Raw genomic sequence first — 22,937 nt, 5'->3', positions numbered from 1 at the left:
ACGCTTCTGGCAAGTTAATAAAGCGCGAAGCGTCGATTCGCGGTTTGAAGAACCGGATGAAGGGAGGATTCACACATGGGTCGCAGTTTAAAGAAGGGGCCGTTTATCGATGGCTACCTGCTTAAAAAAGTTGAGGAACTGAACGAGGCTGAAAAAAAGGTTGTAGTTAAAACTTGGTCCCGTCGCTCAACCATTTTCCCTCAGTTTATCGGACATACGTTTGGTGTATATGACGGCCGTAAACACGTGCCTGTATACGTAACAGAAGATATGGTAGGTCACAAGTTGGGCGAGTTCGCGCCAACACGTACTTACAAAGGCCACGCGGGTGACGATAAGAAAACAAGAAGATAATAATAAGGTCTCTGTTTGAAAGGAGGTTAAACAATGGAAGCAAAAGCACATGCAAGATCGGTGCGGATTTCCGCTCGTAAAGCGAAACTGGTTGTTGACTTGATTCGTGGTAAGCAAGTGGGGGAAGCAATTGCTATTCTTCGCCACACTCCGAAATCCGCTTCTCCGGTCGTTGAGAAGTTGCTTAATTCGGCAATTGCGAATGCTGAGCATAACTATTCTTTGGACGTGAACAGTTTGTTCGTTAGCGAGGTTTTCGTTAACCAAGGACCTACTATGAAACGTTTCCGTCCGCGCGCCATGGGCCGCGCAAGTCGGATCAATAAACGCACGAGCCACATTACACTGGTGGTATCTGAGAAATAAGGAGGGATAATACGTGGGTCAAAAGGTAAATCCAATCGGACTCCGGATCGGGATCATTCGCGATTGGGAATCTAAATGGTATGCAGGAAAAGATTTCGGTACTCTTCTGATGGAAGACGTCAAAATCCGGGAATACCTTAAAGGTAAGTTGAAGGATTCCGCTGTTTCCCATATCGAGATCGAAAGAGCGGCTAACCGCGTGAACGTTACAATTCACACTGCTAAACCAGGTATGGTTATTGGTAAGGGCGGAGCAGAAGTAGAAGTACTTCGCAGCGCAGTTACAGCAATCGCTGGTGGCAAAAAAGTACACATCAACATCAATGAAATCAAGCACCCTGAATTGGATGCAATTCTTGTAGCTGAGAGCATTGCTCAACAATTGGAACGTCGTGTATCGTTCCGTCGTGCACTCAAACAAGCGATTCAAAGAACAATGCGTTCTGGCGCAAAAGGGATTAAAACTCAAGTAGGCGGACGTCTTGGCGGAGCTGAGATTGCTCGTTCAGAAGGTTATAGCGAAGGAACAGTTCCACTTCATACGCTTCGTGCCGATATCGATTACGGAACGGCTGAAGCACATACAACTTACGGTCTTATCGGCGTAAAAGTATGGATTTACCGTGGAGAAGTTCTTCCCCCAGCTAAGAAACAAGCTGCTCAGGAAGGAGGCAACTAATCATGTTGGTACCAAAACGCGTAAAACACCGCAAGCAACAACGCGGACACATGAAGGGTATGGCAAAGGGTGGTACTGAATTGAACTTCGGCGAATTCGGCCTGGTTGCAATGGAACCATCTTGGATCACTAACCGTCAGATCGAAGCTGCTCGTATCGCAATGACACGTTATATCAAACGTGGCGGTCAAGTTTGGATCAAGATTTTCCCAGATAAGCCTATTACTCAAAAGCCTCTCGAGGTTCGTATGGGTAGTGGTAAAGGTAACGTTGAGAAATGGGTAGCCGTAGTTAAACCGGGCAAGATTATGTTCGAACTCGGAGGCGTGTCGGAAGAAATCGCTCGTGAAGCGATGCGTCTTGCCGCTCACAAGCTGCCTGTTAAGACTAAGTTTGTGAAACGTGAAGAATTGGGTGGTGAAGCAAATGAAAGCTAATGAACTTCGCAACTTAACCACTGCTGAGATTGAACAAAAGATCGCTGGATTCAAAGAGGAACTTTTTAATCTCCGTTTCCAATTGGCAACTGGCCAACTGGACAACCCGACTCGGATTCGTGACGTGCGTAAGGAAATAGCTCGTGCTAAAACCGTAATCCATCAAAGAGTGCTTGGGATTAGTTAAGTGAGACGGATCTCAGATCCGTATTCAGGAAGGAGGCTAACTAATGAGCGAAGAACGTAATGCACGTAAAGTGCTAATCGGTAAAGTGGTCAGTGATAAAATGGATAAAACCATCGTAGTCGCTGTTGAAACCTATAAGAAACATAACTTGTACCACAAACGCATCAAGTCTACGAAGAAATTCAAAGCACATGATGAGGAAAACGTTGCGAAAATTGGCGATACCGTAAAAGTCATGGAAACTCGTCCGTTGTCCAAGGACAAACGTTGGAGACTAGTTGAAGTGGTTGAAAAAGCGGTTATCATCTAAGATAATCAAAAGAGTTTTTCCGGAAGGAGGAAATTATAATGATTCAACCATTTACACGCTTGCATGTGGCTGACAACTCTGGTGCGAAGGAACTGATGTGTATCCGCGTACTGGGTGGTACTGGACGCCGTACAGCAGCAATCGGTGATTTGATCGTTTGTTCCGTTAAACAAGCAACACCAGGCGGCGTTGTCAAAAAAGGTGATGTTGTTAGAGCGGTAGTTGTTCGTACGAAACGTTCCGTTCGTCGTAAAGATGGATCTTACATCGCATTCGACGAAAATGCAGCTGTTGTTGTTAAAGACGACAGAAGCCCTCGTGGAACACGTATCTTTGGACCAGTTGCTCGCGAACTTCGCGATAAAGACTACATGAAGATCGTTTCCTTGGCACCGGAAGTAATCTAATAAACACGAGCACCAATAAGTTGAAGGTTAGTTATAGGAGGTGTAATAAATGCCTAGAGTGAAAAAAGTTCTGGAATCCCATAACAATAAACTGCACGTGAAGAAAGATGATGTGGTGCTTGTGATTAGTGGTAAAGACAAAGGCAAAAAAGGCCGTGTCATCGCTGCTTATCCTCGTGAAAACCGCGTTCTGGTAGAAGGCGTCAATATGGTGAAAAAACACCAAAAGCCGAACCAGCTGAATCCACAGGGTGGAATTATTGAGCAGGAAGCTTCGATTCATGTGTCCAACGTAATGCACATCGATCCGAAGTCCGGCAAAGTAACACGTATCGGTTACAAAGTATTGGACAACGGTAAAAAAGTTCGGATTGCTAAAAGATCCGGAGAGATTATCGACTAATCTAGCCCTTAAGAAAGGAGGTTAAATCTTCATGGCAGCAAGAATGAAAGAACGTTATCTCAACGAAATAACACCTGCTTTGATGCAGAAGTTTAACTATACAACTGTTATGCAAGTGCCTAAGATCGAGAAGGTTGTCATCAACATGGGTGTGGGTGACGCTGTTCAAAACTCCAAAGTACTTGATGCTGCAGTTAATGACATGCAGTTGATCGCTGGTCAAAAACCAGTAATCACTAAAGCTAAAAAATCCATCGCTGGTTTCAAACTACGCGAAAATATGCCGATTGGGGTTAAAGTAACACTGCGCGGCGAGCGTATGTATTACTTCTTGGACAAATTGTTCAACGTAACGCTTCCACGCGTACGTGACTTCCGTGGTGTTTCCACTAAAGCCTTTGACGGCCGTGGTAACTACACACTTGGTCTTAAAGAACAATTGATCTTCCCCGAGATCGAATATGACAAAGTGGATAAAGTCCGCGGTATGGACATCGTTATTGTAACGACTGCTAAGACGGACGAGGAATCCCGCGAGCTGCTGGGTCAGCTGGGAATGCCTTTCGCAAAATAAAGTCGGTTAATCCATTTTCTCCGAAAATGTTTAGGAGGTGTCAGGCTAAGTGGCAAAAACTTCGATGAAAGTTAAACAACAACGTACGCCTAAGTTTAAAGTACGTGCATATACACGTTGCGAACGTTGTGGTCGTCCACATTCGGTACTGCAAAAGTTCAAAATTTGCAGAATTTGTTTCCGTGAATTAGCTTATAAAGGCCAGATCCCTGGCGTGAAAAAAGCAAGTTGGTAAGAAGTTTATAAACGGGAAGGAGGTTTACACACATGACTATGTCTGATCCTATTGCAGATATGCTTACTCGTATTCGTAACGCTAACATTGTGCGTCACGAAACGGTAGAAATGCCTGCTTCTACTATGAAGAAACAAATCGCTGACATTTTGAAGCGTGAAGGTTTCATCCGCGATGCGGAATTCGTTGAAGATAGCAAACAAGGGATTATCCGTATCTTCTTGAAATACGGCCCTAACCAAGAGCGTGTTATTTCTGGTTTGAAAAGAATCAGTAAACCAGGCCTTCGCGTATACACGAAGAGCAATGAAGTGCCTCGTGTACTCGGTGGTCTAGGAATCGCGATTATCTCCACATCTAAGGGAGTTATGACCGACAAAGAAGCTCGTCAATCAAAATCTGGCGGAGAAGTTGTCTGCTACATTTGGTAATAAACGTCACAAGATAAGGAGGTGCAACACATGTCTCGTATTGGTCGTAAACCAATCGCAGTACCTAGCGGTGTAGATGTCACTTTGGACAACGCCGTTATTACAGTAAAAGGTCCAAAAGGTTCTTTGACTCGTGAGCTTCATAAAGACATGAAGGTTACAGTTGAAAATAACGAAATTACCGTTGTTCGTCCGTCGGATAACAAATTGCATCGTTCACTTCACGGCACAACCCGCTCCGTTGTCAACAACATGGTAGCAGGCGTGACTGAAGGTTTCTCGAAATCTCTGGAATTGGTTGGGGTCGGATATCGTGCAAGCAAATCCGGAGATAAAGTCGTTCTGAACGTTGGTTACTCCCACCCGGTTGAAATTACACCGGAAGCAGGTATTGAGTTTGAAGTTCCTGCGAACACGAAGATCATCGTTAAAGGTATCGATAAAGAACGCGTTGGCGCATATGCTGCTAAAATTCGTTCCGTTCGTGAGCCAGAACCGTATAAAGGTAAAGGTATCAAATATGAAGGCGAGCGTATCATCCGCAAAGAAGGTAAAGCTGGTAAGAAGAAATAACCAGTTTGAACTTAATTGTAAGATACCCCGTGCATCTTAAAGTGAAGCTGTTTACGGCAAACTGAAGGGAGTGAAAGGGAAGTCATGATTACAAAAGAAGATAAAAACAAGGCTCGTCTCAAAAGACACCTGCGTGTTCGTAAGAAGATCCAGGGAACTACTGAGCGTCCACGTTTGAACGTATTCCGTTCTTCAAAACACATCTACGCTCAACTGATCGATGATGTTAAAGGGGTTACTATCGTATCCGCTTCTACACTTGATAAAGAACTGAGCGCTAACATCGGTAATGGCGGCAGCGTTGAAGCTGCAGCGAAAGTTGGCCAATTGGTCGCTGAGCGTGCTAAAGAAAAAGGCTATGCAGTGGTCGTTTTCGACCGCGGAGGTTACTTGTACCATGGACGAATTCAAGCATTGGCTGACGCAGCTCGTGAAGCTGGTCTTGAATTCTAGAATAATTCTTAAAAGGAGGTTAACGACTTGCGTGTAGATCCGAACAGTTTAGAACTGACAGAAAGAGTTGTACACATTAACCGTGTAGCAAAAGTTGTAAAAGGCGGACGCCGTTTCAGCTTTAGTGCACTCGTTGTTGTGGGCGATGGCAATGGCTACGTCGGTGCTGGTATCGGTAAAGCCGGCGAAGTTCCGGATGCCATCCGTAAAGGCATTGAAGACGCCAAGAAAAACCTGATTCACATTCCAATCGTAGGAACTTCGATTCCCCATCTCGTTACTGGCCACTTCGGCGCAGGACGCGTGTTGCTGAAACCAGCATCAGAGGGTACTGGCGTTATCGCTGGCGGTCCAGTTCGTGCGGTATTGGAATTGGCAGGCGTTGGCGACATTTTGACAAAATCACTGGGTTCTTCGAATTCCATGAACATGGTCAATGCAACTTTGGAGGGACTTTCCCGTCTGAAACGCATTGAAGAGGTCGCGAAACTTCGCGGCAAATCTGTCGAAGAATTGCGCGGTTAAGGAGGGGAACGTCAATGGCAAAATTGCAAATTACCCTCGTACGTAGTGTAATCGGACGTCCAGAAACACAACGTGTTACTGTTAAGACGCTCGGCCTACGTAAACTCAACACGACAGTGGTTCACAATGACAGTCCTGCAATTCGCGGAATGATCAACAAAGTGAGTCACTTGCTATCTGTAACTGAAATTGAAGGCTAATCGCCTCGTATAAATTAACAAACATAAGGAGGTGCAAACGATGAAGTTACATGAACTTGCTCCAGCTCCTGGTTCCCGCAAAGAACGCAATCGCGTTGGTCGTGGACCAAGTAGCGGAAATGGTAAAACTTCCGGTCGCGGTCACAAAGGTCAAAACTCACGTTCTGGCGGTGGTGTTCGTCCGGGCTTCGAGGGTGGACAAAATCCGCTCTATCGTCGTCTGCCTAAACGTGGTTTCGTCAATCCTACCCGTAAAGAGTATGCGATTGTGAACCTTGAAGATCTGAATAGCTTTGCAGAAGGAACAGAAGTGACTCCGCAGTTGTTGCTTGAAACTGGTGTTGTCAAGAATTCCAAAAGCGGCATTAAGATTCTCGGCAATGGTGAGTTAACCGTTAAATTGACTGTACAAGCAAATAAGTTCTCTCAATCTGCGGTAGAGAAAATCGAGGCTGCCGGCGGTAAAACCGAGGTGATCTAATGTTCAAGACGCTTAAGAATATCTGGCATGTGGAAGATTTGCGCAAAAAGATCCTGTTTACCTTGTTCATTCTGATTATCTACCGTATCGGTTCGTTTGTACCGGTTCCTGGTGTGAACAAAGATGTACTGGAAACAGCAAATCAAAGCGGTGACGCTTTGATGGGACTTTTGAACACCTTCTCGGGCGGAGCGCTCAAAAACTTCTCGATATTTGCGATAAGTATTTATCCGTACATTACAGCATCCATCATCGTGCAATTGCTGTCGATGGATGTTGTTCCTAAGTTTGCTGAATGGGCTAAACAAGGGGAGCACGGTAAAAAACAACTAGCGCAAATCACTCGTTATGGTACTGTGATTTTGGCCCTGATCCAAGGTTTTGCTACGTCGATAGGGTTTAACCGGATTTATGGAACTCAAATGATGCCGAATGCGACATTTGCTGACTACTTACTGGTTGCCATTATCTTGACGGCTGGTACTTCTTTCCTGATGTGGCTTGGTGAACAGATTACCGAAAAGGGAATCGGGAACGGGATTTCGATCCTGATTTTTGCGGGAATCGTCGCCGCCATCCCGGGATATATCACGAGTACGGCTAACTCAAGCTTTATTCAGCCGGATCAAGTGTTCCTGAATATTCTTAAAGTCGTTATTGTGCTGATTGTGATTGTAGCGATTATTACAGCAGTTATCTTCGTACAGCAAGGTATTCGGAAGATTCCTGTTCAATACGCTAAACGCGTAGTCGGCAACAAAATGTACGGTGGACAGAATACGCACATTCCGCTGAAAATTAATGCGGCTGGTGTAATTCCGGTTATCTTCGCCGTATCACTGCTTCAGTTCCCAGTTGTTCTCTCCAGTTTCTGGTCAACACATGCCTGGGCTCAATGGATTGCCAAGTATTTGGCAACTGATGCACCACTTGGTATGCTTCTGTATGTAGTGATGATCATCGGGTTCACGTTCTTCTATACGTTCGTGCAGATGAATCCTCAGCAGATGGCTGATAACATGAAGAAGAATGGTGGTTACATTCCAGGTATCCGTCCTGGTAAAGCTACTGAGAAATATTTGACTAGAGTAATGTCTCGTCTGACTATGTCCGGCGCATTGTTCCTGGCTTTGATCTCTGTATTGCCGATGTTCTTCGGTGCTTTATCTGGATTGCCTAAAGAAGTTCGAATTGGTGGTACTTCACTGCTAATCGTAATCGGTGTGGCATTGGATACTATGAAGCAGATCGAGAGCCAATTGATCAAACGCCATTACAAAGGCTTCATCAATAAATAGGCGATAGGTTCCGGTGAAGCGTAATTTTTTATTCTTCCCGGCACCTATTGTGCTGTTTCTTGCTTGGTGGCGAACTTTTGGGGGGAGAGAGAAATCGTGAACATTTTATTCATGGGCCCTCCTGGGGCAGGCAAGGGAACACAAGCGGCTGAGATCATAAAAGAGTTTGGCATTCCGCATATTTCGACAGGAGATGCTTTCCGTTTGGCAATCAAACAAGAGACTCCAGTAGGATTGAAGGCTAAATCATTTATTGATCAAGGTTTGCTTGTACCAGATGATGTGACCATTGGGATAGTTGAAGAACGGCTGCAGCAGTCCGATTGCGAAAAAGGATTTCTATTGGATGGTTTTCCAAGAACTCTTTCGCAAGCGGAAGCGCTGGATGAAATTCTAAGCCGTTTGAATACTTCTTTGGATCATGTCATCAACTTGAATGTTGACCGTGGACTGTTGATGGCGCGTCTTACTGGACGTCGTATCTGCACAGTTTGCGGAGCATCCTACCATTTAATCTTCAACCCGCCGAAGCAAGATGGCATTTGCGACATTGATGGCGGTGAATTGTATCAACGTCCGGATGACAACGAAGAAAGTGTAGGCAAGCGTCTGGATGAGTATGATAATAAGACAGCGCCGCTGCTTGCGTTTTATGATAATAAAGGTCTTTTGCGTCAGGTAAATGGGGAAAACGAAATCAATGTCGTTTCTTCTGAAATCGTATCTTTATTGCGGGGTTAATGTAATGATCATTTGTAAATCCGAACAGGAACTTGCCTTTATGAGGGAAGCTGGTCGAATTGTTGCCGAGAGTCACCGTCTTATTGCTGAGGCCATTGAGCCTGGCATTACAACGGGCGATCTCGACAGAATCGCCGATCAATACATTCGCAGTCAAGGTGCTGTGCCGTCTTTCAAAGGCTACAACGGTTTTCCTGCCAGCATTTGCGCTTCAGTCAACGAACAATTAGTGCATGGATTTCCAGGTAAACGCAAACTGATCGAAGGCGATATTGTAACGCTGGATATCGGTGCAGAGTACCGCGGTTATCACGGTGATTCCGCCTGGACCTACGGTGTGGGCAGCATTTCCGAAGAGGCTCAGCGTTTGCTGGACGTTACGGAAGGCTCCTTGTACGCGGGACTGGCGTTAGTTAAGCCGGATGTGCGCTTGTTTACAATCTCCCATGCTATCCAGCAATATATCGAAGAGGCTGGTTTCTCAGTCGTACGTGAGTATGTTGGTCATGGTATTGGGGCAAAACTGCATGAAGAACCGCAAATTCCGAATTATGGCATAGCGGACCGCGGACCACGTCTGAAACCGGGTATGGTACTCGCGATTGAGCCGATGGTAAACGTAGGAAAGAGACATGTCAGAACGCTGGAAGATAACTGGACTGTCGTTACGGTGGATGGCTCCCTATGTGCTCACTTTGAGCATACAGTAGCAGTTACTCCGGACGGCATGGAAATTTTCACAAAACTGAATGCGTAGGTGATCTCCACTTGAATACTGTGAGCAGCCCGCAGGTTGGTCAATTAGTGAGAATTCTCAAAGGCAAAGATGCCGGAGAGGCAGCCGTTGTTATCGCAGTTGTTGATAGCAGATTTGTATACATTGCAGATGGAGACAAACGTAAGTTTGATGGGCCAAAGAAGAAGAATATTCTTCATCTTGAGCTCATACCCTTCATCAGCAGTGAGGTTGTGAACAGTTTGGAAGAAACTGGGCGGGTAACAAACGGAAAGCTGCGTTACGCAGTGACGAAGTATGCTGGCCCAACCGGAATAAGTGCTTATGAGAAAGGAGACTAACTGTGGCTAAGGAAGATGTCATTGAAGTAGAAGGTACTGTCCTTGAACCGTTGCCAAATGCAACGTTTAAGGTTGAGCTTGAGAACGGTCATCAAATACTTGCCCATGTATCCGGTAAATTGCGGATGCACTTTATCCGTATTTTGACCGGAGACAAAGTGGTCGTGCAGTTATCGCCTTATGATTTATCAAAAGGTCGTATAACTTACCGTAAATAGATGGGAACTACGAAAAAAGTTTTGCTTCGCAAAACTTTGAGGAGGTAATTAACATGAAGGTAAGACCTTCTGTAAAGCCCATTTGCGAGAAATGTAAAGTAATCCGCCGCAAAGGGACTGTTATGGTGATTTGCGAAAATCCGAAACACAAACAAAAACAAGGTTAAGAAGGGGGTGTAGCGTAAAATGGCTCGTATAGCTGGAGTGGATTTGCCACGTGACAAACGCGTTGAGATCGCCTTGACTTATATTTTCGGAATCGGTAAAACGACTTCTCAGAAAATTCTTAATGAAACAGGCATTAGCGCTAATACACGTGTCCGTGATTTGACGGAAGATGAAGTCAGCAAACTGCGTGAAACGATCGACAAAACGGTTAAGGTTGAAGGTGACCTGCGTCGTGAAATTTCCTTGAATATTAAACGTCTTACTGAGATCGGCTGTTACCGCGGTGTTCGTCACCGTCGTGGATTGCCTGTTCGCGGTCAACGTACTAAAACCAATGCCCGTACCCGGAAAGGCCCGCGTCGTACGGTAGCAAACAAGAAGAAATAATAAGGGGGGATAAGAGACAATGGCTAAACCGAAAAAAGTCGTACGTACCAAACGTCGCGACCGTAAAAATATCGAATCCGGCGTGGCACATATTCGTTCCACGTTCAATAACACCATCGTTACCATCACAGATCCTCACGGAAATGCAATTTCCTGGGCAAGCTCCGGCGGCCAAGGATTTAAAGGTTCCCGTAAGTCGACTCCATTCGCAGCACAAATGGCAGCTGAATCAGCAGCTAAAGCAGCTATGGAGCACGGCATGAAGTCGGTTGAGGTTATGGTTAAAGGACCGGGCGCGGGCCGCGAAGCAGCCATCCGTTCCCTTCAAGCTGCAGGGCTTGAAGTTAACCTTATTAAAGACGTAACTCCGGTTCCTCACAATGGATGCCGTCCGCCGAAACGTCGTCGCGTATAGTGAAATCAGTATTGTAAATGTGGTATAATTCTGACGCATCTGCTAATAATAGGTGTTTAGGCATACTACATGATGCACCTGATGGGGTGACAGTTTCATATAGGAGCGACGTTGAAGGAGGGGTAAACTCGTGATAGAAATCGAAAAGCCGAAGATTGAGACCGTAGAAGCTAATGATGAAGGTACCTATGGGAAATTCGTAGTTGAACCGTTGGAACGTGGGTATGGCACGACTCTGGGGAATTCACTTCGCCGGATATTGCTTTCTTCGCTTCCAGGAGCCGCAGTGACTTCGGTCCAAATTGACGGCGTTCTGCATGAGTTCTCGACCGTTCCAGGCGTAATGGAAGATGTGACGGAGATCATTCTGAACCTTAAAGCCTTGTCCCTGAAGATTCATTCAGACGAGGAAAAAGTGTTTGAGATTGATGCCGAAGGGGAAGGCATCGTTACCGCAGGTGATATCCGTGCGGACAGCGATGTTGAGATCCTCAACCCGGATCTTCACATTGCAACGCTGGGACCTGGTGCGAGACTTCACATGCGTATTTTTGCAGGCCGTGGTCGCGGCTACGTCCAAGCGGACCGGAACAAACGCGACGATCAGCCAATTGGCGTTATCCCGGTTGACTCCATCTACACTCCTATTTCACGCGTTAACTACGGCATAGACAATACACGTGTTGGTCAAGTGACCAACTACGACAAATTGACGCTTGAAATTTGGACAGATGGCAGTATTAGACCGGAAGAGGCTGTAAGCCTCGGAGCCAAAATTTTGAACGAGCACCTCGTATTGTTCGTAGGTCTTACGGACGAAGCGAAAGACGCCGAAATTATGGTTGAAAAAGAAGAAGACAAAAAAGAAAAAGTGCTAGAGATGACAATCGAAGAGCTTGATCTTTCTGTCCGCTCCTACAACTGCCTCAAACGTGCTGGTATTAATACCGTACAAGAGCTTACCACGAAGACTGAAGAAGATATGATGAAGGTGCGTAACCTTGGTCGTAAATCTTTGGAAGAAGTTCAGGAGAAGCTTGAGGAACTTGGTTTGGGACTACGTACAGAAGAATAACTACAGATTGTTACAGTAAAGGAGGGAAAACACATGGCATACCAAAAATTGGGCCGTGATTCCAGTGCGCGTAAAGCGTTATTTCGCGACATGGTAACGGATCTATTTTTATACGAGCGCATCCAAACAACGGAAGCTAAAGCGAAAGAAGTTCGTTCTATCGCTGAAAAGTTGATCACTAAAGCTAAAAAAGGCGATCTTCATGCTCGTCGTCAAGTAGCTGCATTTGTTCGCCGCGAGACTGTTGATGGTGAACAAGATGCAATTCAAAAATTGTTCTCTGACATTGCTCCTCGTTACACAGAGCGTCCAGGTGGATACACTCGTATCCTGAAACTCGGACCTCGTCGTGGGGACGCTGCGCCTATGGTTTATCTTGAATTGGTAGACCGCGCGTAGTATCACAAGTATTGATTTCCGATGCTTCCCTTTCATCCGGCCCTCTTTGGAGTAAAGATGGGGGAAATATCAGCGTTATTGTGCTGCAGAGGCGCAAGACTCTGCTGTACTAATAACCGTGGGAATCACCTTGGTTCAATTGAAGGAGCTCCCGCAGGGGCTCTTTTTTTTGAAGTAATGGAGTGAAGTGTTAATGGATGCCGTCCTTCTAGGGACGGCAAAGCCATTTCTTCCTCTTGAATAAGATCAGACAGTGCTTCGATCGACGTTTCTGCTGAACGGTTTAAAAAGGAGAACGGAATGCGTAATCTATTGATGAAGGTCAATTATGACGGAACAAATTATGATGGCTTTCAGACCCAGCCTCAGGGCAATACGATTCAAGATCGGCTGGAGCAAGCGATACTCCATCTGACAGGTGAGGAGCTTAAGATTACTGCTTCTGGTCGCACAGATGCCGGAGTACACGCCTACGGTCAGCCTTTTAACTTTACGACCTCCTCTCGAATCCCACTTGAACGTTGGTGTCTGGCGCTTAATGCCCGGCTGCCACAAGATATCGTGGTTACTGAGGCTAGGGAAGTACCGCTGACGTTTCACTCTCGTAGAGGAGCTAAGCGTAAAACTTACCGATACACGATTAACGGCAACAGGTTTCCAGACCCGTTTCAACGGCGCTGGCAGCTTCATCATCCGGTGAGGTTGGACATTCCTGCGATGCAGCAAGGCTTAACGCATATTTTAGGGACACATGACTTCACTTCGTTTGCTTCACGGAGGTCTACTAAGGCCTCTCATGTACGAACGATCTTTGAAGCTCATATGGAAGTAGACCGCAGCATGTGCCGACCCTCTTCATTAGATCAGGGAGTGATCCAAACTTATATAACGGGTAGTGGATTTCTTCAGCATATGGTTCGCATTATTATGGGGACTTTGATCCATGTGGGGGAAGGTAAAATAGATGCTGATCATGTTGCTGAGATATTGGCGGCATGTGATCGTTCTGCTGCTGGTCCAACAGCTATGGCCAAGGGGTTGGCTTTGTGGAGTGTAGAATATGACGAGACTGAAAGTGAATCTTTTTTTCTATAAATTTCTTCCTGAATAATAGGCTGAATGTTTAAAAATCACTTGCACTTGTTATGTTTATACTGTAATATAAAAGTTGTGTTTTCTTGATGGCTATCCCACAGCCCCGATCAAGGAAATGCCAAAAAAATGCTTTGCTTAACTCACATAATTGTAATTCAATGAGAAACAAGATATACGAAACAGAAGATTTTCGTACGAGAACAAGGAGGAAACATTCATGCGTACCACCTATATGGCGAAGCCGAACGAAGTTGAACGCAATTGGCACATTATTGATGCCGAAGGCAAGACACTCGGTCGTTTGGCCAGCGAAGCCGCTGCTTTGATCCGTGGCAAACACAAACCGCAATTCACTCCACACGTTGATACAGGAGATTTCGTTATCGTAATCAACGCTGAGAAGATTCACTTGACCGGTAAGAAATTGCAAAACAAGAAATACTACCGTCACTCGATGCACCCAGGTGGCTTGAAAGTTACTAATGCTGAAACTTTGCTGAATACTAAACCAGAACGCGTAATTGAATTCGCTGTTCATGGTATGATTCCTAAGACTCGTCAAGGGGACCACATGAAGCTGAGATTGAAAGTATATGCAGGCGCCGAGCATCCACATGCAGCACAAAAACCTGAAGTTTACGAACTTCGCGGATAAGAATAGAGGAGGACAGTTTCATGGCACAAGTACAATACTATGGGACAGGTCGTCGTAAACATTCGGTAGCACGTGTTCGCCTTGTACCGGGTGAAGGACGCATTGTCATTAACAAACGTGAGATGGACGAATATTTCGGTGTGGAAACACTGAAAATGATCGTAAAACAACCTTTGAACCTGACTGAAACACTAGGCAACTACGATGTAATCGTTCTTGCACATGGTGGCGGCATTTCCGGTCAAGCTGGAGCAATTCGTCACGGTATCTCCCGTGCATTGCTTAAAGTTGACCCTGAATATCGCGGTGCGCTTAAGAAAGCCGGCTTCCTGACTCGTGACCCACGTATGAAGGAACGTAAGAAATACGGCTTGAAGGCTGCACGTCGTGCGCCTCAGTTCTCGAAACGTTAATATTTATCAAGAATTCAACCCTTGGCCTTTACGGTCGAGGGTTTTATTTTTTTTAGCAGCCCCTTTCGAACAAGAAATGGGCTTTTTTTGCATTCATTTACTAATTCTGAGGGTTGAAACTCATTGACTTCCTCAGTAAAAGTTATATACTATTTCATATAGAAATAGTTGGTTTTATTACTTCTTTTACCTCATTTATTCATACGATTAATATTTTGGATGGAGGAATACCTTAATGAACCTGCTCGAGAAAGAAGATTTGATCAGAATAAAGGCCGAAGAATTAGAGAGTGCTTCACCCGAGGATATTATCCGCTGGGCTGTAGAAACATTTCCTAACATTACTTTTGCCTGCAGCTTTGGTGCCGAAGATGTAGTGCTTGTTGATATGCTTCACAAAGTTAGTCCATCTACTGATGTCTTTTATCTCGATACAGATTATCATTTTAAGGAAACCTACGAAACCAGAGATTTGATGGCAGACAAATACGGATTAGAGTTTGTACGAGTGTCTCCGCAACTCACCACGCAGGAGCAAGCACTTCAATACGGTGATGCGTTATGGACGGTTGACCCAAATCAATGCTGTGGTATTCGTAAAGTTGAACCATTGACTCGTATATTATCTCAATATGAGGCATGGATTACTGGAATTCGTCGCGATCAAGCGCCTACCCGTGCAAATGCTAAAAAGGTCGAGTATGATTATAAATTTGGTTTAGTGAAGTTTAATCCTATTGCGGATTGGACGTCAGAAGATGTATGGAACTATATTCGTGAAAATGACGTAATCTATAACCCTCTACATGACCGTAACTATCCAAGTATCGGCTGTGAGCAATGTACACGTCAGGTTATGCCAGGTGAAGATCCGCGTGCTGGCCGTTGGTCTGGATCAGAGAAGACAGAGTGCGGATTGCACAAGTAAGACATATTCCTGTGGGAACATAGAAGGAGAGACTAAGATGACTTCAATACGTCCGCATGGCGGAGCTTTGGTAAACCGTGTAGTAGAGGGTACTGAAAGAGAAGAATTGCTAAATCTCGCACGTGACAGCAAGGCGATTGCCTTGAATACCTGGACTTTATCTGATTTGGATCTTATAGCTGTAGGTGCATTTTCGCCATTAACTGGCTTTTTAAATGAGCAAGACTATCATTCAGTAGTAAAAAGCATGCGTTTAGCAGATGGAACAGTGTGGAGCATTCCAATAACACTGGCTGTAGAAGATGATGTGGCTGCCAGTTTATCAATTGGGGATAAAGTTTCTTTAATCGGTGAAGACGATGGCGAGATTTACGGTTTATTGGATATTGAGAGTATTTATACTGTAGATCAAACGATTGAAGCACAAAATGTCTTCAAGACAACAGATCCTGAACATCCTGGTGTGAGTAAGCTGTTGGCTCGTCCTACAACTTATGTTGGAGGGCCGATTACAGTCTTGAACCGCCCACAGCCAGAGAAGTTCGGTGAATTTTATTTTGATCCTGCGGATACGCGGAAGATATTTGCTGAAAAGGGCTGGAGAACGGTTGTAGGCTTCCAAACACGCAATCCGGTCCACCGAGCTCACGAGTACATTCAAAAGTGCGCTATGGAGGTTGTAGACGCTCTATTCCTAAATCCGCTTGTTGGTGAGACGAAGTCAGACGATGTACCGGCAAATGTACGGATGAAGAGCTATCTGGCGCTTTTGGAGAACTATTATCCTGAGGATCGTACCTTCCTTGGTGTTTTTCCGGCGGCAATGCGTTATGCAGGCCCTAGAGAGGCAATTTTCCATGCAATGGTTCGCAAAAATTACGGCTGTACCCATTTCATCGTCGGTCGTGACCATGCTGGGGTAGGTGATTATTATGGCACTTATGAAGCACAGGAAATTTTCTCGAATTTTAGTGCTGAAGAACTTGATATTACTCCATTATTTTTTGAACATAGCTTCTTCTGTAAAAAATGCGGGAATATGGCATCCAGTAAAACTTGCCCTCATCCTAGTGATGATCACATGACATTGTCGGGTACGAAGGTACGTGCTTTGCTCCGTGATGGCCAATGTCCTCCGCCAGAATTTACACGGCCTGAGGTTGCGCAGATTCTGATTGAAGGTATGACACAAGAAGTTACAGCTTAATCATTAACAGCTAGTACTATTTGACCTTCTTGTCCCATATAGATGAGTATTATCTATCGGGACGAGGGGGTCTTTGTTATGTCTGGCCGAAAGCAGAGTAAAGTCTCGGTCTGGATTTCATGGAGCAGTATCAAAAAAAGTATGCTTGGCGTGATACTGCTAGCTATAATGATCGGAATTATTGCGTATGACATGCCTACCGCTAAAACACTAAATTATTGGAGTCTGCCCTTGTCAGGAAAAGTTATTGCTCTCGATGCGGGGCATGGTGGAGCTGATGGAGGAGCGGTTAGCCGGGAAGGGCTAATTGAGAAAGATATTAATCTCGCGGTATCGCTTTATTTGCGTGATTATCTGCAGCAGGCAGGGGCTATTGTAGTAATGACTCGTGAAGGTGATTATGATTTGGCTCAGGAAGGTACTAAGGGCTATTCTAAGCGTAAGACAGAAGATCTTAAACAAAGAGTAAGAAGTATCGAAGAAAAAGGCGCAGACCTTTTTATAAGCGTTCACATGAACAGTGTCCCTTCCAATCGTTGGAGTGGAGCACAGACCTTTTACTACCCCAATCACAAGGATAATAAAGCTATAGCGGAGTTTGTGCAGAGTGAGCTGAAGACTACACTGGAGAATACGGATCGTGTGGCTAAGACAGTGAATACTGTTTATCTGTTAAAAGCATTGAAAATACCAGCGGTACTTGTAGAAGTTGGCTTCTTATCACATCCTCAGGAATCTGCTCTACTTGGAAATGATGTCTATCAGCGTAAGGTTGCGACTAGCATTTATCGGGGGATTCTTCGGTACGCCTCCGAGTAGTCAGGACTACTCATGGGGAGACAGGTAATGCTATAATAGACAAAAACTCCGGAGAATTTCTCAACCGGAAAGGAAACAGAGGTGCTTCCCATGCTGACTAAGGAACAAATTCAGGAAATACTGCAGCCATTAACAGACTCTGAAACTGGAAAAAGCCTTGTGGAACTACAGCTGATCCGTGACATTATGATTAAAGAAGACCGTATTTCTTTATCTATCATATGTCTGAATCCTGAAGAGCAAAGTCGCATGGATCTAGAACAACAGGTTCGTGAATTGCTTGAAGCGGGTGGGGTTTCTAATGTACATATCCGGCTTCGTGATGCAACCGATTATGAACGTGCTATACTTCGCGGAGAGAGCGTAGAGGATTTCGATGAACCTGGGAAACTTAAAGGACATGCAGCAGGCCTTGATGACCATGAATTAATTAGCGAGAGCTCTGGCGTGAACTTTATCGCCGTGGCCAGCGGAAAAGGTGGAGTTGGTAAGTCAACCGTAACGGTGAATTTGGCCGTAGCCCTTGCAAGAAAAGGGAAAAAAGTTGGTCTTATCGATGCTGATATTTATGGTTTCAGTATTCCCGATATGATGGGGATCGAAGAGGGACCAGTTGTAGAAGAAGGAACGATTATTCCTGTGGAACGTTTTGGAGTGAAGGTCATGTCTATGGGCTTCTTTATTCGTGAGAATAGTCCAGTTATTTGGCGGGGACCTATGCTGGGTAAAATGCTTCGCCAGTTCTTCAATGATGTTGGTTGGGGTGAACTTGATTATATGCTGCTTGATCTTCCCCCAGGTACTGGTGATGTGGCACTTGACGTGCATCAGATGCTGCCTCACAGCAAAGAGATTATAGTAACGACACCTCACGCTACGGCAGCGTTTGTGGCGGCTAGAGCGGGCTCTATGGCTCTACAGACAGATCATGAGATTATTGGAGTCATTGAGAATATGGCTTATTATGAGTGCACTGACTGTGGTAAGAAAGATTATATCTTTGGCAGAGGCGGAGGAGCGAGGCTTGCCGAGACGCTTCATACGGAGCTGCTTGCACAAATACCGCTAGGTGCACCGGACAACCATATTTCCGAACCGGATTTCTCACCTTCTGTATACAAAGAAGAGACACCATCAGGACAATTATTTGCAGAAATTGCTGATAAACTTATTGCCAAATATGAGCACTAACTCTTGTGCATAAAAAAGAGGCCTTCCCACACGTATTAGTGGGATAAGGCCTTTTTCTTATGAACTTGAATCATCGCCGCTGCCGCCGCCACTGCTTTCCTGTTTGTCGCCACCTTCGCTACCCTTTTCTTTTTTCTCTTTTGGTTCAAGTTCTTCTTGTACGACTTTTTTAAGTAAATTCAATACTTCCATGCGAAATAATGGAGTTTGCATGGATTCCTGCATGGTCTTCATGGATTGTTTACGGTAATCAGGTGTTTTAGTGAGATTTAAAAACATTGTCATCATTTCTGGAGACTTCATAATTTCTTCGACTGATTTCTGATAAGTGGGATCTTTAATTAGCTGTAGGTGTAGTTCCTTGCTTTGTGATTGAATGGCTTTAGCAAAATCGCCTGCGAATTTGGGATCAGTCATTATCTTCTCGATTTCCTTCTGATATTCCGGTGCAGTGAGAGTATTTTTAACAGCGAGCTTGATCTCCTCTGTTGTTTGAAGTGGCATCATCTTCATGCTCATTCCACTGGTACCGCTAGAGCTGGAGCTTGATAATGATTCCTCAACCGCTTTTTTACCCTCATCGCTTTTCAATATATCTAAAACCATGGTCTTCGTTTCTTTATAACTGCCTTGTCCGGAAGAAGAACTGCTCTGCTCACTTCCGCAAGCCGTTAAGGCCATAACAAAGCTCAATGCCAAACCCACAGATCCGATAAATCTCCATTTCATTGGCGCTGCCCTCCTTTATAGGATTCTCTAGATGTATTATGCCGAATTAGATCACATTTATGTTGTGGGTGTAATGGTGTTTTGTCGGTATCCTTGGTAAAATAAATCTGACAAGAGGAGGTGAATTGGCTGAGTATAAAAAAATGGTTTCATTTATTTTGGACTACCCTCCTTATAGGAGCGGGTGGGGCTGTAATCGCTGGTCTGGCACTGCAATTCGTAAATGGTAAGATTGATTTCAAAAGTGTCGGGGATTTCTTTTTATACCCGCTGATTCTGCTTGGCTACGGTATGCTTGTAAGCGTTTATTCGCAACTTGGTTTTTTTGCCTATTTGATTTTGAATTATATGGGCAACGGCGTTTTTCCACAAAAGGTTTGGAAATACATACAACTAGTGCTTTCTGTGCTCGCATTGCTTGAACTGATTTTTTTGCGTACCGTCGTTGGTGGGGAAAGAAATGTTATGTCTGATCTAATATTAGGAATCGTTATTTTGCTAGCAGCTATTATTGTGTCTTATTTCAAAGTAAAAAGTACAAACATCTCAGCTTTGATTCCAACCCTCTTTTTTATGACAGCTATTTCAATTGTGGAAGTTATTGGCGTGCTCCGTATAGGTGTTGATAGTGCAACGGTATTTATTGTTGTTCCGCTTATCGCTTGTAATGCATTCCAAATTTTGATGCTACACCGTATTCTGAAGCCGGCAGCCGGATAATGAATGGGGAAGGCACTAAACAAAGAACCCCGTTCTCTGTTCTCAGAAGACGGGGTTTTTTGCTCTAACTGTATCTTAACGATTAAAATCTGATTGTAGAGGTTAATCTTAAAGAACGATACGCTCACAGAACTAAGCGTATGCTTCCGATGCGAGTTTTGTACGAGGCTCATCAATGATTCATATGCTTTACAAAACTTAGTAGATGCTTCCGAAGTAAGTTTTGTACGAAGCGTCCCGATGATGTATATGCTTTACAAAACTTTTAGGAGGGGAATATATGGACATCAAGCGCTATATGATAAAAGACACAAAAGAAATCCGGCTTAACAAGCTGGATCCGGACGACACAGGTGTTTTTAAATCCAAAAAAGAAGTAGAAGCCAAAACAGAAGAGCTTAAAGCACGTTTGGCAGAGCTCCAAGATATTTTGTTTGCTCAGAAAAAGCATTCGCTGCTTGTTATTCTGCAAGGAATGGATTCCAGCGGTAAGGATGGCACGGTTAAGCATATTTTTTCAGGCATTAATCCACAAGGGTTTATAGTGACCAGCTTCAAGAAACCATCTCTAGAGGAAGAGGCTCATGATTTTCTATGGAGGGTTCATCAGAAGACACCCCCTAAGGGATATATCTCTGCATTTAACCGCTCGCATTATGAAGATGTATTGGTACCACGGGTACACGGAGGGTTAAAAAAGGATGACTTGAAGCGTCGCTTTCGTTACATACGGCAGTTCGAGGAAATGCTGGTGGAAGAGGGGACGACAATTATCAAGCTTTTTCTGCATATTTCTAAAGAGAAGCAGCTGAAGAAGATTAAGGAACGCCTTGAAGATCCCAAAAAACATTGGAAATTCGATGCAAGTGATCTCCAGGAGCGGGAGTATTGGGATGATTACCAAGAAGCATATGAAGATGTTTTCAAGGAATCTAGCATAGATAAAGCACCCTGGTACTGGATACCCGCCAATCATCAATGGTACCGCAACTATTTGACCTTATCCATCGTTGTAAAGACACTGGAGAGTCTGGATCTGAGCTATCCGAAGCTGAATACCCCCACACCTGACATATCGGAACTCATTTCTCCACGTCATTAATCCTTTGGACAGATCAACATTCATTACGGCACCAGAGATTGTATGTGTTTTTACAGCCCAGCTGCGTCCTCAATGGCATTACTCAGTGAAGCTGAGTCGCGGACTTCTTTACCTTCGGTGTTGCTTTGACTAATCAGCTCAGAGACGGTAACGAATTCATAACCTTGTCTGCGGAGCTCGTCGATAATGAGTGGAAGTGCTTCATGTGTTTGTTTACAGGAATCACTGGCATGTAGAAGGACGATATCACCTGGATGCGCTTTTGTCGTTACACGCTTCACGATATTGTCTACGCCGATGTTTTTCCAGTCCAGGGAGTCTGTATCCCATTGAATGACCTTGTAGCCGAGATCGCTGGCAACCTGAAGGACTCTTTTGTCAAAATCACCATTAGGCATACGAATCAAGTTGGGTTCAGTGCCGGTTAATTCGGTAAGTACGGTGTGAGCCGTTGAGATCTGTGTACGAATTTCTTCGTTGCTTAGTGTGCTGTAATTGACGTGTTTATGACCATGACTTCCAATTTCAAAACCTGCATTCTTAATGTTAGTTACAATGTCTGGGTGAGTCTTACTCCATGGAGACGATAGGAAGAAGGTGGCTTTGTCCACTTTCTTGTCTTCAAGTACCTTCAAAATTGGTTCGGGTCTTTTCTCCCCCCAGCTAATATCGAAGGTCAGGGCAATCAGCTTCTTCTCTGTTGGTACACTGTAGATCGCGGAAGGTCCGGATTCAGAAAAAACGGTTATGTTTCCCCTCTCGACATAGACAACTCCAGCAGCAAGAAGCACAGCGGCGAAGATATAGATGAATCGTTTAATCTTTTTGCCGCTGAATACATAAAAAGAATTCATAATGACAGCGCTCCTCTCCCATGCGAAATGCTTGTTTGTTCTAAATGTATGCTCGTACCGCAAGGTTATGACCTAAGAAACAGAGATCACAATTTCAGGAGGGTATTTATGTTGTCGTTCTTCACGTTTATTAAAGATCTAAAAACGATCCGGAAGGCTTTATTGCTATCCTGTCTGCTGTTCGCAGTAGGAGCGGTTATAGGGTGGGTAGCTACTAGCAGTCTGGAAAAGCTATTGGTTCAGCAATTAGAGGGGCTCAGTGAAATCAGTGGCAACCTTAGAGATTCTTCTAATCCGCAATGGAGCTTCTTTGTATTTATATTTTTGAATAACAGCATCAAGGGTGTTCTTATCATATTTTTAGGGGCGTTGTTCGGTATACTGCCAGCCATATTCTTATTTATTAACGGAGCGGTTATCGGCTATCTGATTCATTTATCAGCACTGCAAGGACAGGATTTATTCGAACTAATAGTAAAAGGACTGCTGCCACATGGGATTATAGAGATTCCAGCAATCATTATTGCTTGTGCATTTGGACTTCAGTTCGGCGGGAAAGTAGTTGCAAGTCTGTTTAGCTCATCCACTAAAAAAGTGAACAGAGGTGTTGAGTGGTCTTCGTTCATGCGTCAAACACTTACGGCATCTATTTGGACAATAATCCTGTTATTTGTTGCAGCCATCATTGAAAGCACAATAACTTTTTCTCTTTTATCATAAAACTTCCGAGAATGGAGCATAACATTAAAGCTATTCATCCAAGGATTGCCTAAAGGTCAGAAGTATATAATCGTGACGAAACCATAAAGGGAATTTTTAATAATTATGGTT

38 protein-coding genes are annotated in these 22,937 nt (G+C 44.4%); 36 read left to right on the top strand and 2 right to left on the bottom strand.

The window, feature by feature from the left end; genetic code table 11:
- Positions 1-75 precede the first annotated feature (75 nt).
- The 33 genes from rpsS (at position 76) to NSS87_RS27895 (ending at position 18,701) form a co-directional block, all read left to right on the top strand.
- On the top strand, positions 76-354 hold the full coding sequence (rpsS, locus tag NSS87_RS28055) for a 30S ribosomal protein S19 (protein ID WP_036652940.1): 279 nt from the start codon (positions 76-78) through the stop codon (positions 352-354).
- Between the two features lie 33 nt (positions 355-387).
- On the top strand, positions 388-720 hold the full coding sequence (gene rplV / locus NSS87_RS28050) for a 50S ribosomal protein L22 (RefSeq protein WP_036680546.1): 333 nt from the start codon (positions 388-390) through the stop codon (positions 718-720).
- A 13-nt stretch (positions 721-733) separates the two neighbouring features.
- Positions 734-1,399 (top strand): 30S ribosomal protein S3, encoded by a 666-nt coding sequence (rpsC, locus tag NSS87_RS28045; RefSeq protein ID WP_042192169.1) that lies wholly within the window; start codon positions 734-736, stop codon positions 1,397-1,399.
- A 2-nt stretch (positions 1,400-1,401) separates the two neighbouring features.
- Complete coding sequence (gene rplP / locus NSS87_RS28040) at positions 1,402-1,836, top strand: 50S ribosomal protein L16 (RefSeq protein WP_042131224.1); 435 nt, start codon at positions 1,402-1,404, stop codon at positions 1,834-1,836.
- Complete coding sequence (gene rpmC, locus NSS87_RS28035) at positions 1,826-2,023, top strand: 50S ribosomal protein L29 (protein ID WP_019908232.1); 198 nt, start codon at positions 1,826-1,828, stop codon at positions 2,021-2,023. The genes rplP and rpmC overlap by 11 nt, the downstream gene beginning before the upstream one ends.
- A 43-nt stretch (positions 2,024-2,066) precedes the next feature.
- Entirely contained in the window at positions 2,067-2,333 is a 267-nt protein-coding gene (rpsQ, locus tag NSS87_RS28030) for a 30S ribosomal protein S17 (RefSeq protein WP_042131223.1), read from the top strand.
- A gap of 38 nt (positions 2,334-2,371) precedes the next feature.
- Positions 2,372-2,740 carry a 50S ribosomal protein L14 gene (gene rplN, locus NSS87_RS28025; RefSeq protein WP_036680556.1) on the top strand — a complete coding sequence of 123 codons (369 nt, stop codon included), beginning with the start codon at positions 2,372-2,374 and terminating at the stop codon, positions 2,738-2,740.
- 49 nt (positions 2,741-2,789) lie between these two features.
- Positions 2,790-3,143, top strand: a complete 354-nt coding sequence (gene rplX / locus NSS87_RS28020) for a 50S ribosomal protein L24 (protein ID WP_076286851.1) — start codon at positions 2,790-2,792, stop codon at positions 3,141-3,143.
- Between the two features lie 31 nt (positions 3,144-3,174).
- Positions 3,175-3,717, top strand: coding sequence for a 50S ribosomal protein L5 (gene rplE / locus NSS87_RS28015; RefSeq protein WP_042131222.1), 543 nt, complete (start codon positions 3,175-3,177; stop codon positions 3,715-3,717).
- A 49-nt stretch (positions 3,718-3,766) separates the two neighbouring features.
- Entirely contained in the window at positions 3,767-3,952 is a 186-nt protein-coding gene (locus NSS87_RS28010) for a type Z 30S ribosomal protein S14 (RefSeq protein ID WP_013312154.1), read from the top strand.
- A 32-nt stretch (positions 3,953-3,984) separates the two neighbouring features.
- Entirely contained in the window at positions 3,985-4,383 is a 399-nt protein-coding gene (gene rpsH, locus NSS87_RS28005) for a 30S ribosomal protein S8 (protein ID WP_036680560.1), read from the top strand.
- A 30-nt stretch (positions 4,384-4,413) separates the two neighbouring features.
- Complete coding sequence (rplF, locus tag NSS87_RS28000) at positions 4,414-4,956, top strand: 50S ribosomal protein L6 (RefSeq protein WP_042192166.1); 543 nt, start codon at positions 4,414-4,416, stop codon at positions 4,954-4,956.
- A gap of 84 nt (positions 4,957-5,040) precedes the next feature.
- Entirely contained in the window at positions 5,041-5,409 is a 369-nt protein-coding gene (gene rplR / locus NSS87_RS27995; protein WP_042131220.1) for a 50S ribosomal protein L18, read from the top strand.
- Positions 5,410-5,436: 27 nt separating this feature from the next.
- Positions 5,437-5,934 carry a 30S ribosomal protein S5 gene (gene rpsE / locus NSS87_RS27990; protein WP_036652980.1) on the top strand — a complete coding sequence of 166 codons (498 nt, stop codon included), beginning with the start codon at positions 5,437-5,439 and terminating at the stop codon, positions 5,932-5,934.
- 14 nt (positions 5,935-5,948) lie between these two features.
- Complete coding sequence (gene rpmD, locus NSS87_RS27985) at positions 5,949-6,134, top strand: 50S ribosomal protein L30 (RefSeq protein ID WP_036680567.1); 186 nt, start codon at positions 5,949-5,951, stop codon at positions 6,132-6,134.
- Positions 6,135-6,174: 40 nt separating this feature from the next.
- Positions 6,175-6,615 (top strand): 50S ribosomal protein L15, encoded by a 441-nt coding sequence (rplO, locus tag NSS87_RS27980; protein WP_036680569.1) that lies wholly within the window; start codon positions 6,175-6,177, stop codon positions 6,613-6,615.
- Positions 6,615-7,913, top strand: coding sequence for a preprotein translocase subunit SecY (gene secY / locus NSS87_RS27975; protein ID WP_042131218.1), 1,299 nt, complete (start codon positions 6,615-6,617; stop codon positions 7,911-7,913). Before rplO ends, secY begins: the two co-directional genes overlap by 1 nt.
- A gap of 96 nt (positions 7,914-8,009) precedes the next feature.
- A complete protein-coding gene (locus NSS87_RS27970) occupies positions 8,010-8,654 on the top strand; it encodes an adenylate kinase (protein WP_042131217.1) in 645 nt (214 codons plus the stop codon).
- Positions 8,655-8,658: 4 nt separating this feature from the next.
- A complete protein-coding gene (map, locus tag NSS87_RS27965) occupies positions 8,659-9,411 on the top strand; it encodes a type I methionyl aminopeptidase (protein WP_042192159.1) in 753 nt (250 codons plus the stop codon).
- 11 nt (positions 9,412-9,422) lie between these two features.
- Positions 9,423-9,731, top strand: coding sequence for a KOW domain-containing RNA-binding protein (locus NSS87_RS27960; protein ID WP_339243631.1), 309 nt, complete (start codon positions 9,423-9,425; stop codon positions 9,729-9,731).
- Between the two features lie 2 nt (positions 9,732-9,733).
- Positions 9,734-9,949: a translation initiation factor IF-1 gene (infA, locus tag NSS87_RS27955; protein WP_036652996.1), complete on the top strand. Its 216-nt coding sequence runs from the start codon at positions 9,734-9,736 to the stop codon at positions 9,947-9,949.
- 53 nt (positions 9,950-10,002) lie between these two features.
- Positions 10,003-10,116 (top strand): 50S ribosomal protein L36, encoded by a 114-nt coding sequence (gene rpmJ / locus NSS87_RS27950; RefSeq protein ID WP_003322638.1) that lies wholly within the window; start codon positions 10,003-10,005, stop codon positions 10,114-10,116.
- Positions 10,117-10,135: 19 nt separating this feature from the next.
- Positions 10,136-10,504: a 30S ribosomal protein S13 gene (gene rpsM / locus NSS87_RS27945; RefSeq protein ID WP_036680583.1), complete on the top strand. Its 369-nt coding sequence runs from the start codon at positions 10,136-10,138 to the stop codon at positions 10,502-10,504.
- A 19-nt stretch (positions 10,505-10,523) separates the two neighbouring features.
- Complete coding sequence (gene rpsK / locus NSS87_RS27940) at positions 10,524-10,919, top strand: 30S ribosomal protein S11 (protein ID WP_019908251.1); 396 nt, start codon at positions 10,524-10,526, stop codon at positions 10,917-10,919.
- A 130-nt stretch (positions 10,920-11,049) separates the two neighbouring features.
- On the top strand, positions 11,050-11,994 hold the full coding sequence (locus NSS87_RS27935) for a DNA-directed RNA polymerase subunit alpha (protein ID WP_036680585.1): 945 nt from the start codon (positions 11,050-11,052) through the stop codon (positions 11,992-11,994).
- 33 nt (positions 11,995-12,027) lie between these two features.
- On the top strand, positions 12,028-12,393 hold the full coding sequence (gene rplQ / locus NSS87_RS27930) for a 50S ribosomal protein L17 (RefSeq protein WP_019908254.1): 366 nt from the start codon (positions 12,028-12,030) through the stop codon (positions 12,391-12,393).
- Positions 12,394-12,693: 300 nt separating this feature from the next.
- Positions 12,694-13,488 carry a tRNA pseudouridine(38-40) synthase TruA gene (gene truA, locus NSS87_RS27925; protein WP_042192157.1) on the top strand — a complete coding sequence of 265 codons (795 nt, stop codon included), beginning with the start codon at positions 12,694-12,696 and terminating at the stop codon, positions 13,486-13,488.
- Between the two features lie 217 nt (positions 13,489-13,705).
- A complete protein-coding gene (rplM, locus tag NSS87_RS27920; protein WP_036680589.1) occupies positions 13,706-14,143 on the top strand; it encodes a 50S ribosomal protein L13 in 438 nt (145 codons plus the stop codon).
- 20 nt (positions 14,144-14,163) lie between these two features.
- A complete protein-coding gene (rpsI, locus tag NSS87_RS27915) occupies positions 14,164-14,556 on the top strand; it encodes a 30S ribosomal protein S9 (protein ID WP_025706574.1) in 393 nt (130 codons plus the stop codon).
- A gap of 235 nt (positions 14,557-14,791) precedes the next feature.
- On the top strand, positions 14,792-15,484 hold the full coding sequence (locus NSS87_RS27910) for a phosphoadenylyl-sulfate reductase (protein WP_042192155.1): 693 nt from the start codon (positions 14,792-14,794) through the stop codon (positions 15,482-15,484).
- A 37-nt stretch (positions 15,485-15,521) separates the two neighbouring features.
- Positions 15,522-16,691 carry a sulfate adenylyltransferase gene (gene sat, locus NSS87_RS27905; protein ID WP_339243629.1) on the top strand — a complete coding sequence of 390 codons (1,170 nt, stop codon included), beginning with the start codon at positions 15,522-15,524 and terminating at the stop codon, positions 16,689-16,691.
- A 78-nt stretch (positions 16,692-16,769) separates the two neighbouring features.
- Positions 16,770-17,510, top strand: coding sequence for an N-acetylmuramoyl-L-alanine amidase CwlD (gene cwlD, locus NSS87_RS27900; RefSeq protein WP_076286844.1), 741 nt, complete (start codon positions 16,770-16,772; stop codon positions 17,508-17,510).
- 90 nt (positions 17,511-17,600) lie between these two features.
- Complete coding sequence (locus NSS87_RS27895) at positions 17,601-18,701, top strand: Mrp/NBP35 family ATP-binding protein (protein ID WP_076300967.1); 1,101 nt, start codon at positions 17,601-17,603, stop codon at positions 18,699-18,701.
- A 57-nt stretch (positions 18,702-18,758) separates the two neighbouring features.
- Here the strand turns inward: NSS87_RS27895 and gerD are convergent, their stop codons facing one another.
- On the bottom strand, positions 18,759-19,430 hold the full coding sequence (gene gerD / locus NSS87_RS27890) for a spore germination lipoprotein GerD (protein WP_042192146.1): 672 nt from the start codon (positions 19,428-19,430) through the stop codon (positions 18,759-18,761).
- A gap of 129 nt (positions 19,431-19,559) precedes the next feature.
- Here gerD and NSS87_RS27885 point away from each other — a divergent pair, with 129 nt between their 5' ends.
- Positions 19,560-20,150, top strand: a complete 591-nt coding sequence (locus NSS87_RS27885) for a KinB-signaling pathway activation protein (protein ID WP_042132517.1) — start codon at positions 19,560-19,562, stop codon at positions 20,148-20,150.
- A gap of 280 nt (positions 20,151-20,430) precedes the next feature.
- Positions 20,431-21,252, top strand: coding sequence for a PPK2 family polyphosphate kinase (locus NSS87_RS27880; RefSeq protein WP_042192144.1), 822 nt, complete (start codon positions 20,431-20,433; stop codon positions 21,250-21,252).
- 50 nt (positions 21,253-21,302) lie between these two features.
- Here the strand turns inward: NSS87_RS27880 and pdaB are convergent, their stop codons facing one another.
- A complete protein-coding gene (pdaB, locus tag NSS87_RS27875; RefSeq protein WP_042192142.1) occupies positions 21,303-22,106 on the bottom strand; it encodes a polysaccharide deacetylase family sporulation protein PdaB in 804 nt (267 codons plus the stop codon).
- 108 nt (positions 22,107-22,214) lie between these two features.
- Between pdaB and NSS87_RS27870 the strand changes: the two genes are divergently transcribed.
- Positions 22,215-22,826 (top strand): stage II sporulation protein M, encoded by a 612-nt coding sequence (locus NSS87_RS27870; RefSeq protein ID WP_042192138.1) that lies wholly within the window; start codon positions 22,215-22,217, stop codon positions 22,824-22,826.
- Positions 22,827-22,937: the final 111 nt, after the last annotated feature.

It is taken from the genome of Paenibacillus sp. FSL F4-0243, assembly GCF_037963295.1.
In the GTDB taxonomy this organism is placed as follows: Bacteria; Bacillota; Bacilli; order Paenibacillales; family Paenibacillaceae; genus Paenibacillus_AQ.
The sequence above is the reverse complement of the archived record's forward strand: the minus strand, read 5'-3'. Positions and strand labels throughout refer to the sequence as shown.

Coding starts and splice junctions, on each gene's coding strand:
- rpsS (WP_036652940.1), top strand. CDS start 76: ATGGGTCGCAGTTTAAAGAAGGGGCCGTTTATCGATGGCTACCTGCTT.
- rplV (WP_036680546.1), top strand. CDS start 388: ATGGAAGCAAAAGCACATGCAAGATCGGTGCGGATTTCCGCTCGTAAA.
- rplP (WP_042131224.1), top strand. CDS start 1,402: ATGTTGGTACCAAAACGCGTAAAACACCGCAAGCAACAACGCGGACAC.
- rpmC (WP_019908232.1), top strand. CDS start 1,826: ATGAAAGCTAATGAACTTCGCAACTTAACCACTGCTGAGATTGAACAA.
- rpsQ (WP_042131223.1), top strand. CDS start 2,067: ATGAGCGAAGAACGTAATGCACGTAAAGTGCTAATCGGTAAAGTGGTC.
- rplN (WP_036680556.1), top strand. CDS start 2,372: ATGATTCAACCATTTACACGCTTGCATGTGGCTGACAACTCTGGTGCG.
- rplX (WP_076286851.1), top strand. CDS start 2,790: ATGCCTAGAGTGAAAAAAGTTCTGGAATCCCATAACAATAAACTGCAC.
- rplE (WP_042131222.1), top strand. CDS start 3,175: ATGGCAGCAAGAATGAAAGAACGTTATCTCAACGAAATAACACCTGCT.
- rpsH (WP_036680560.1), top strand. CDS start 3,985: ATGACTATGTCTGATCCTATTGCAGATATGCTTACTCGTATTCGTAAC.
- rplF (WP_042192166.1), top strand. CDS start 4,414: ATGTCTCGTATTGGTCGTAAACCAATCGCAGTACCTAGCGGTGTAGAT.
- rplR (WP_042131220.1), top strand. CDS start 5,041: ATGATTACAAAAGAAGATAAAAACAAGGCTCGTCTCAAAAGACACCTG.
- rpmD (WP_036680567.1), top strand. CDS start 5,949: ATGGCAAAATTGCAAATTACCCTCGTACGTAGTGTAATCGGACGTCCA.
- rplO (WP_036680569.1), top strand. CDS start 6,175: ATGAAGTTACATGAACTTGCTCCAGCTCCTGGTTCCCGCAAAGAACGC.
- secY (WP_042131218.1), top strand. CDS start 6,615: ATGTTCAAGACGCTTAAGAATATCTGGCATGTGGAAGATTTGCGCAAA.
- map (WP_042192159.1), top strand. CDS start 8,659: ATGATCATTTGTAAATCCGAACAGGAACTTGCCTTTATGAGGGAAGCT.
- rpmJ (WP_003322638.1), top strand. CDS start 10,003: ATGAAGGTAAGACCTTCTGTAAAGCCCATTTGCGAGAAATGTAAAGTA.
- rpsM (WP_036680583.1), top strand. CDS start 10,136: ATGGCTCGTATAGCTGGAGTGGATTTGCCACGTGACAAACGCGTTGAG.
- rpsK (WP_019908251.1), top strand. CDS start 10,524: ATGGCTAAACCGAAAAAAGTCGTACGTACCAAACGTCGCGACCGTAAA.
- rplQ (WP_019908254.1), top strand. CDS start 12,028: ATGGCATACCAAAAATTGGGCCGTGATTCCAGTGCGCGTAAAGCGTTA.
- truA (WP_042192157.1), top strand. CDS start 12,694: ATGCGTAATCTATTGATGAAGGTCAATTATGACGGAACAAATTATGAT.
- rplM (WP_036680589.1), top strand. CDS start 13,706: ATGCGTACCACCTATATGGCGAAGCCGAACGAAGTTGAACGCAATTGG.
- rpsI (WP_025706574.1), top strand. CDS start 14,164: ATGGCACAAGTACAATACTATGGGACAGGTCGTCGTAAACATTCGGTA.
- NSS87_RS27910 (WP_042192155.1), top strand. CDS start 14,792: ATGAACCTGCTCGAGAAAGAAGATTTGATCAGAATAAAGGCCGAAGAA.
- sat (WP_339243629.1), top strand. CDS start 15,522: ATGACTTCAATACGTCCGCATGGCGGAGCTTTGGTAAACCGTGTAGTA.
- cwlD (WP_076286844.1), top strand. CDS start 16,770: ATGTCTGGCCGAAAGCAGAGTAAAGTCTCGGTCTGGATTTCATGGAGC.
- NSS87_RS27895 (WP_076300967.1), top strand. CDS start 17,601: ATGCTGACTAAGGAACAAATTCAGGAAATACTGCAGCCATTAACAGAC.
- gerD (WP_042192146.1), bottom strand. CDS start 19,430: ATGAAATGGAGATTTATCGGATCTGTGGGTTTGGCATTGAGCTTTGTT.
- NSS87_RS27880 (WP_042192144.1), top strand. CDS start 20,431: ATGGACATCAAGCGCTATATGATAAAAGACACAAAAGAAATCCGGCTT.
- pdaB (WP_042192142.1), bottom strand. CDS start 22,106: ATGAATTCTTTTTATGTATTCAGCGGCAAAAAGATTAAACGATTCATC.
- NSS87_RS27870 (WP_042192138.1), top strand. CDS start 22,215: ATGTTGTCGTTCTTCACGTTTATTAAAGATCTAAAAACGATCCGGAAG.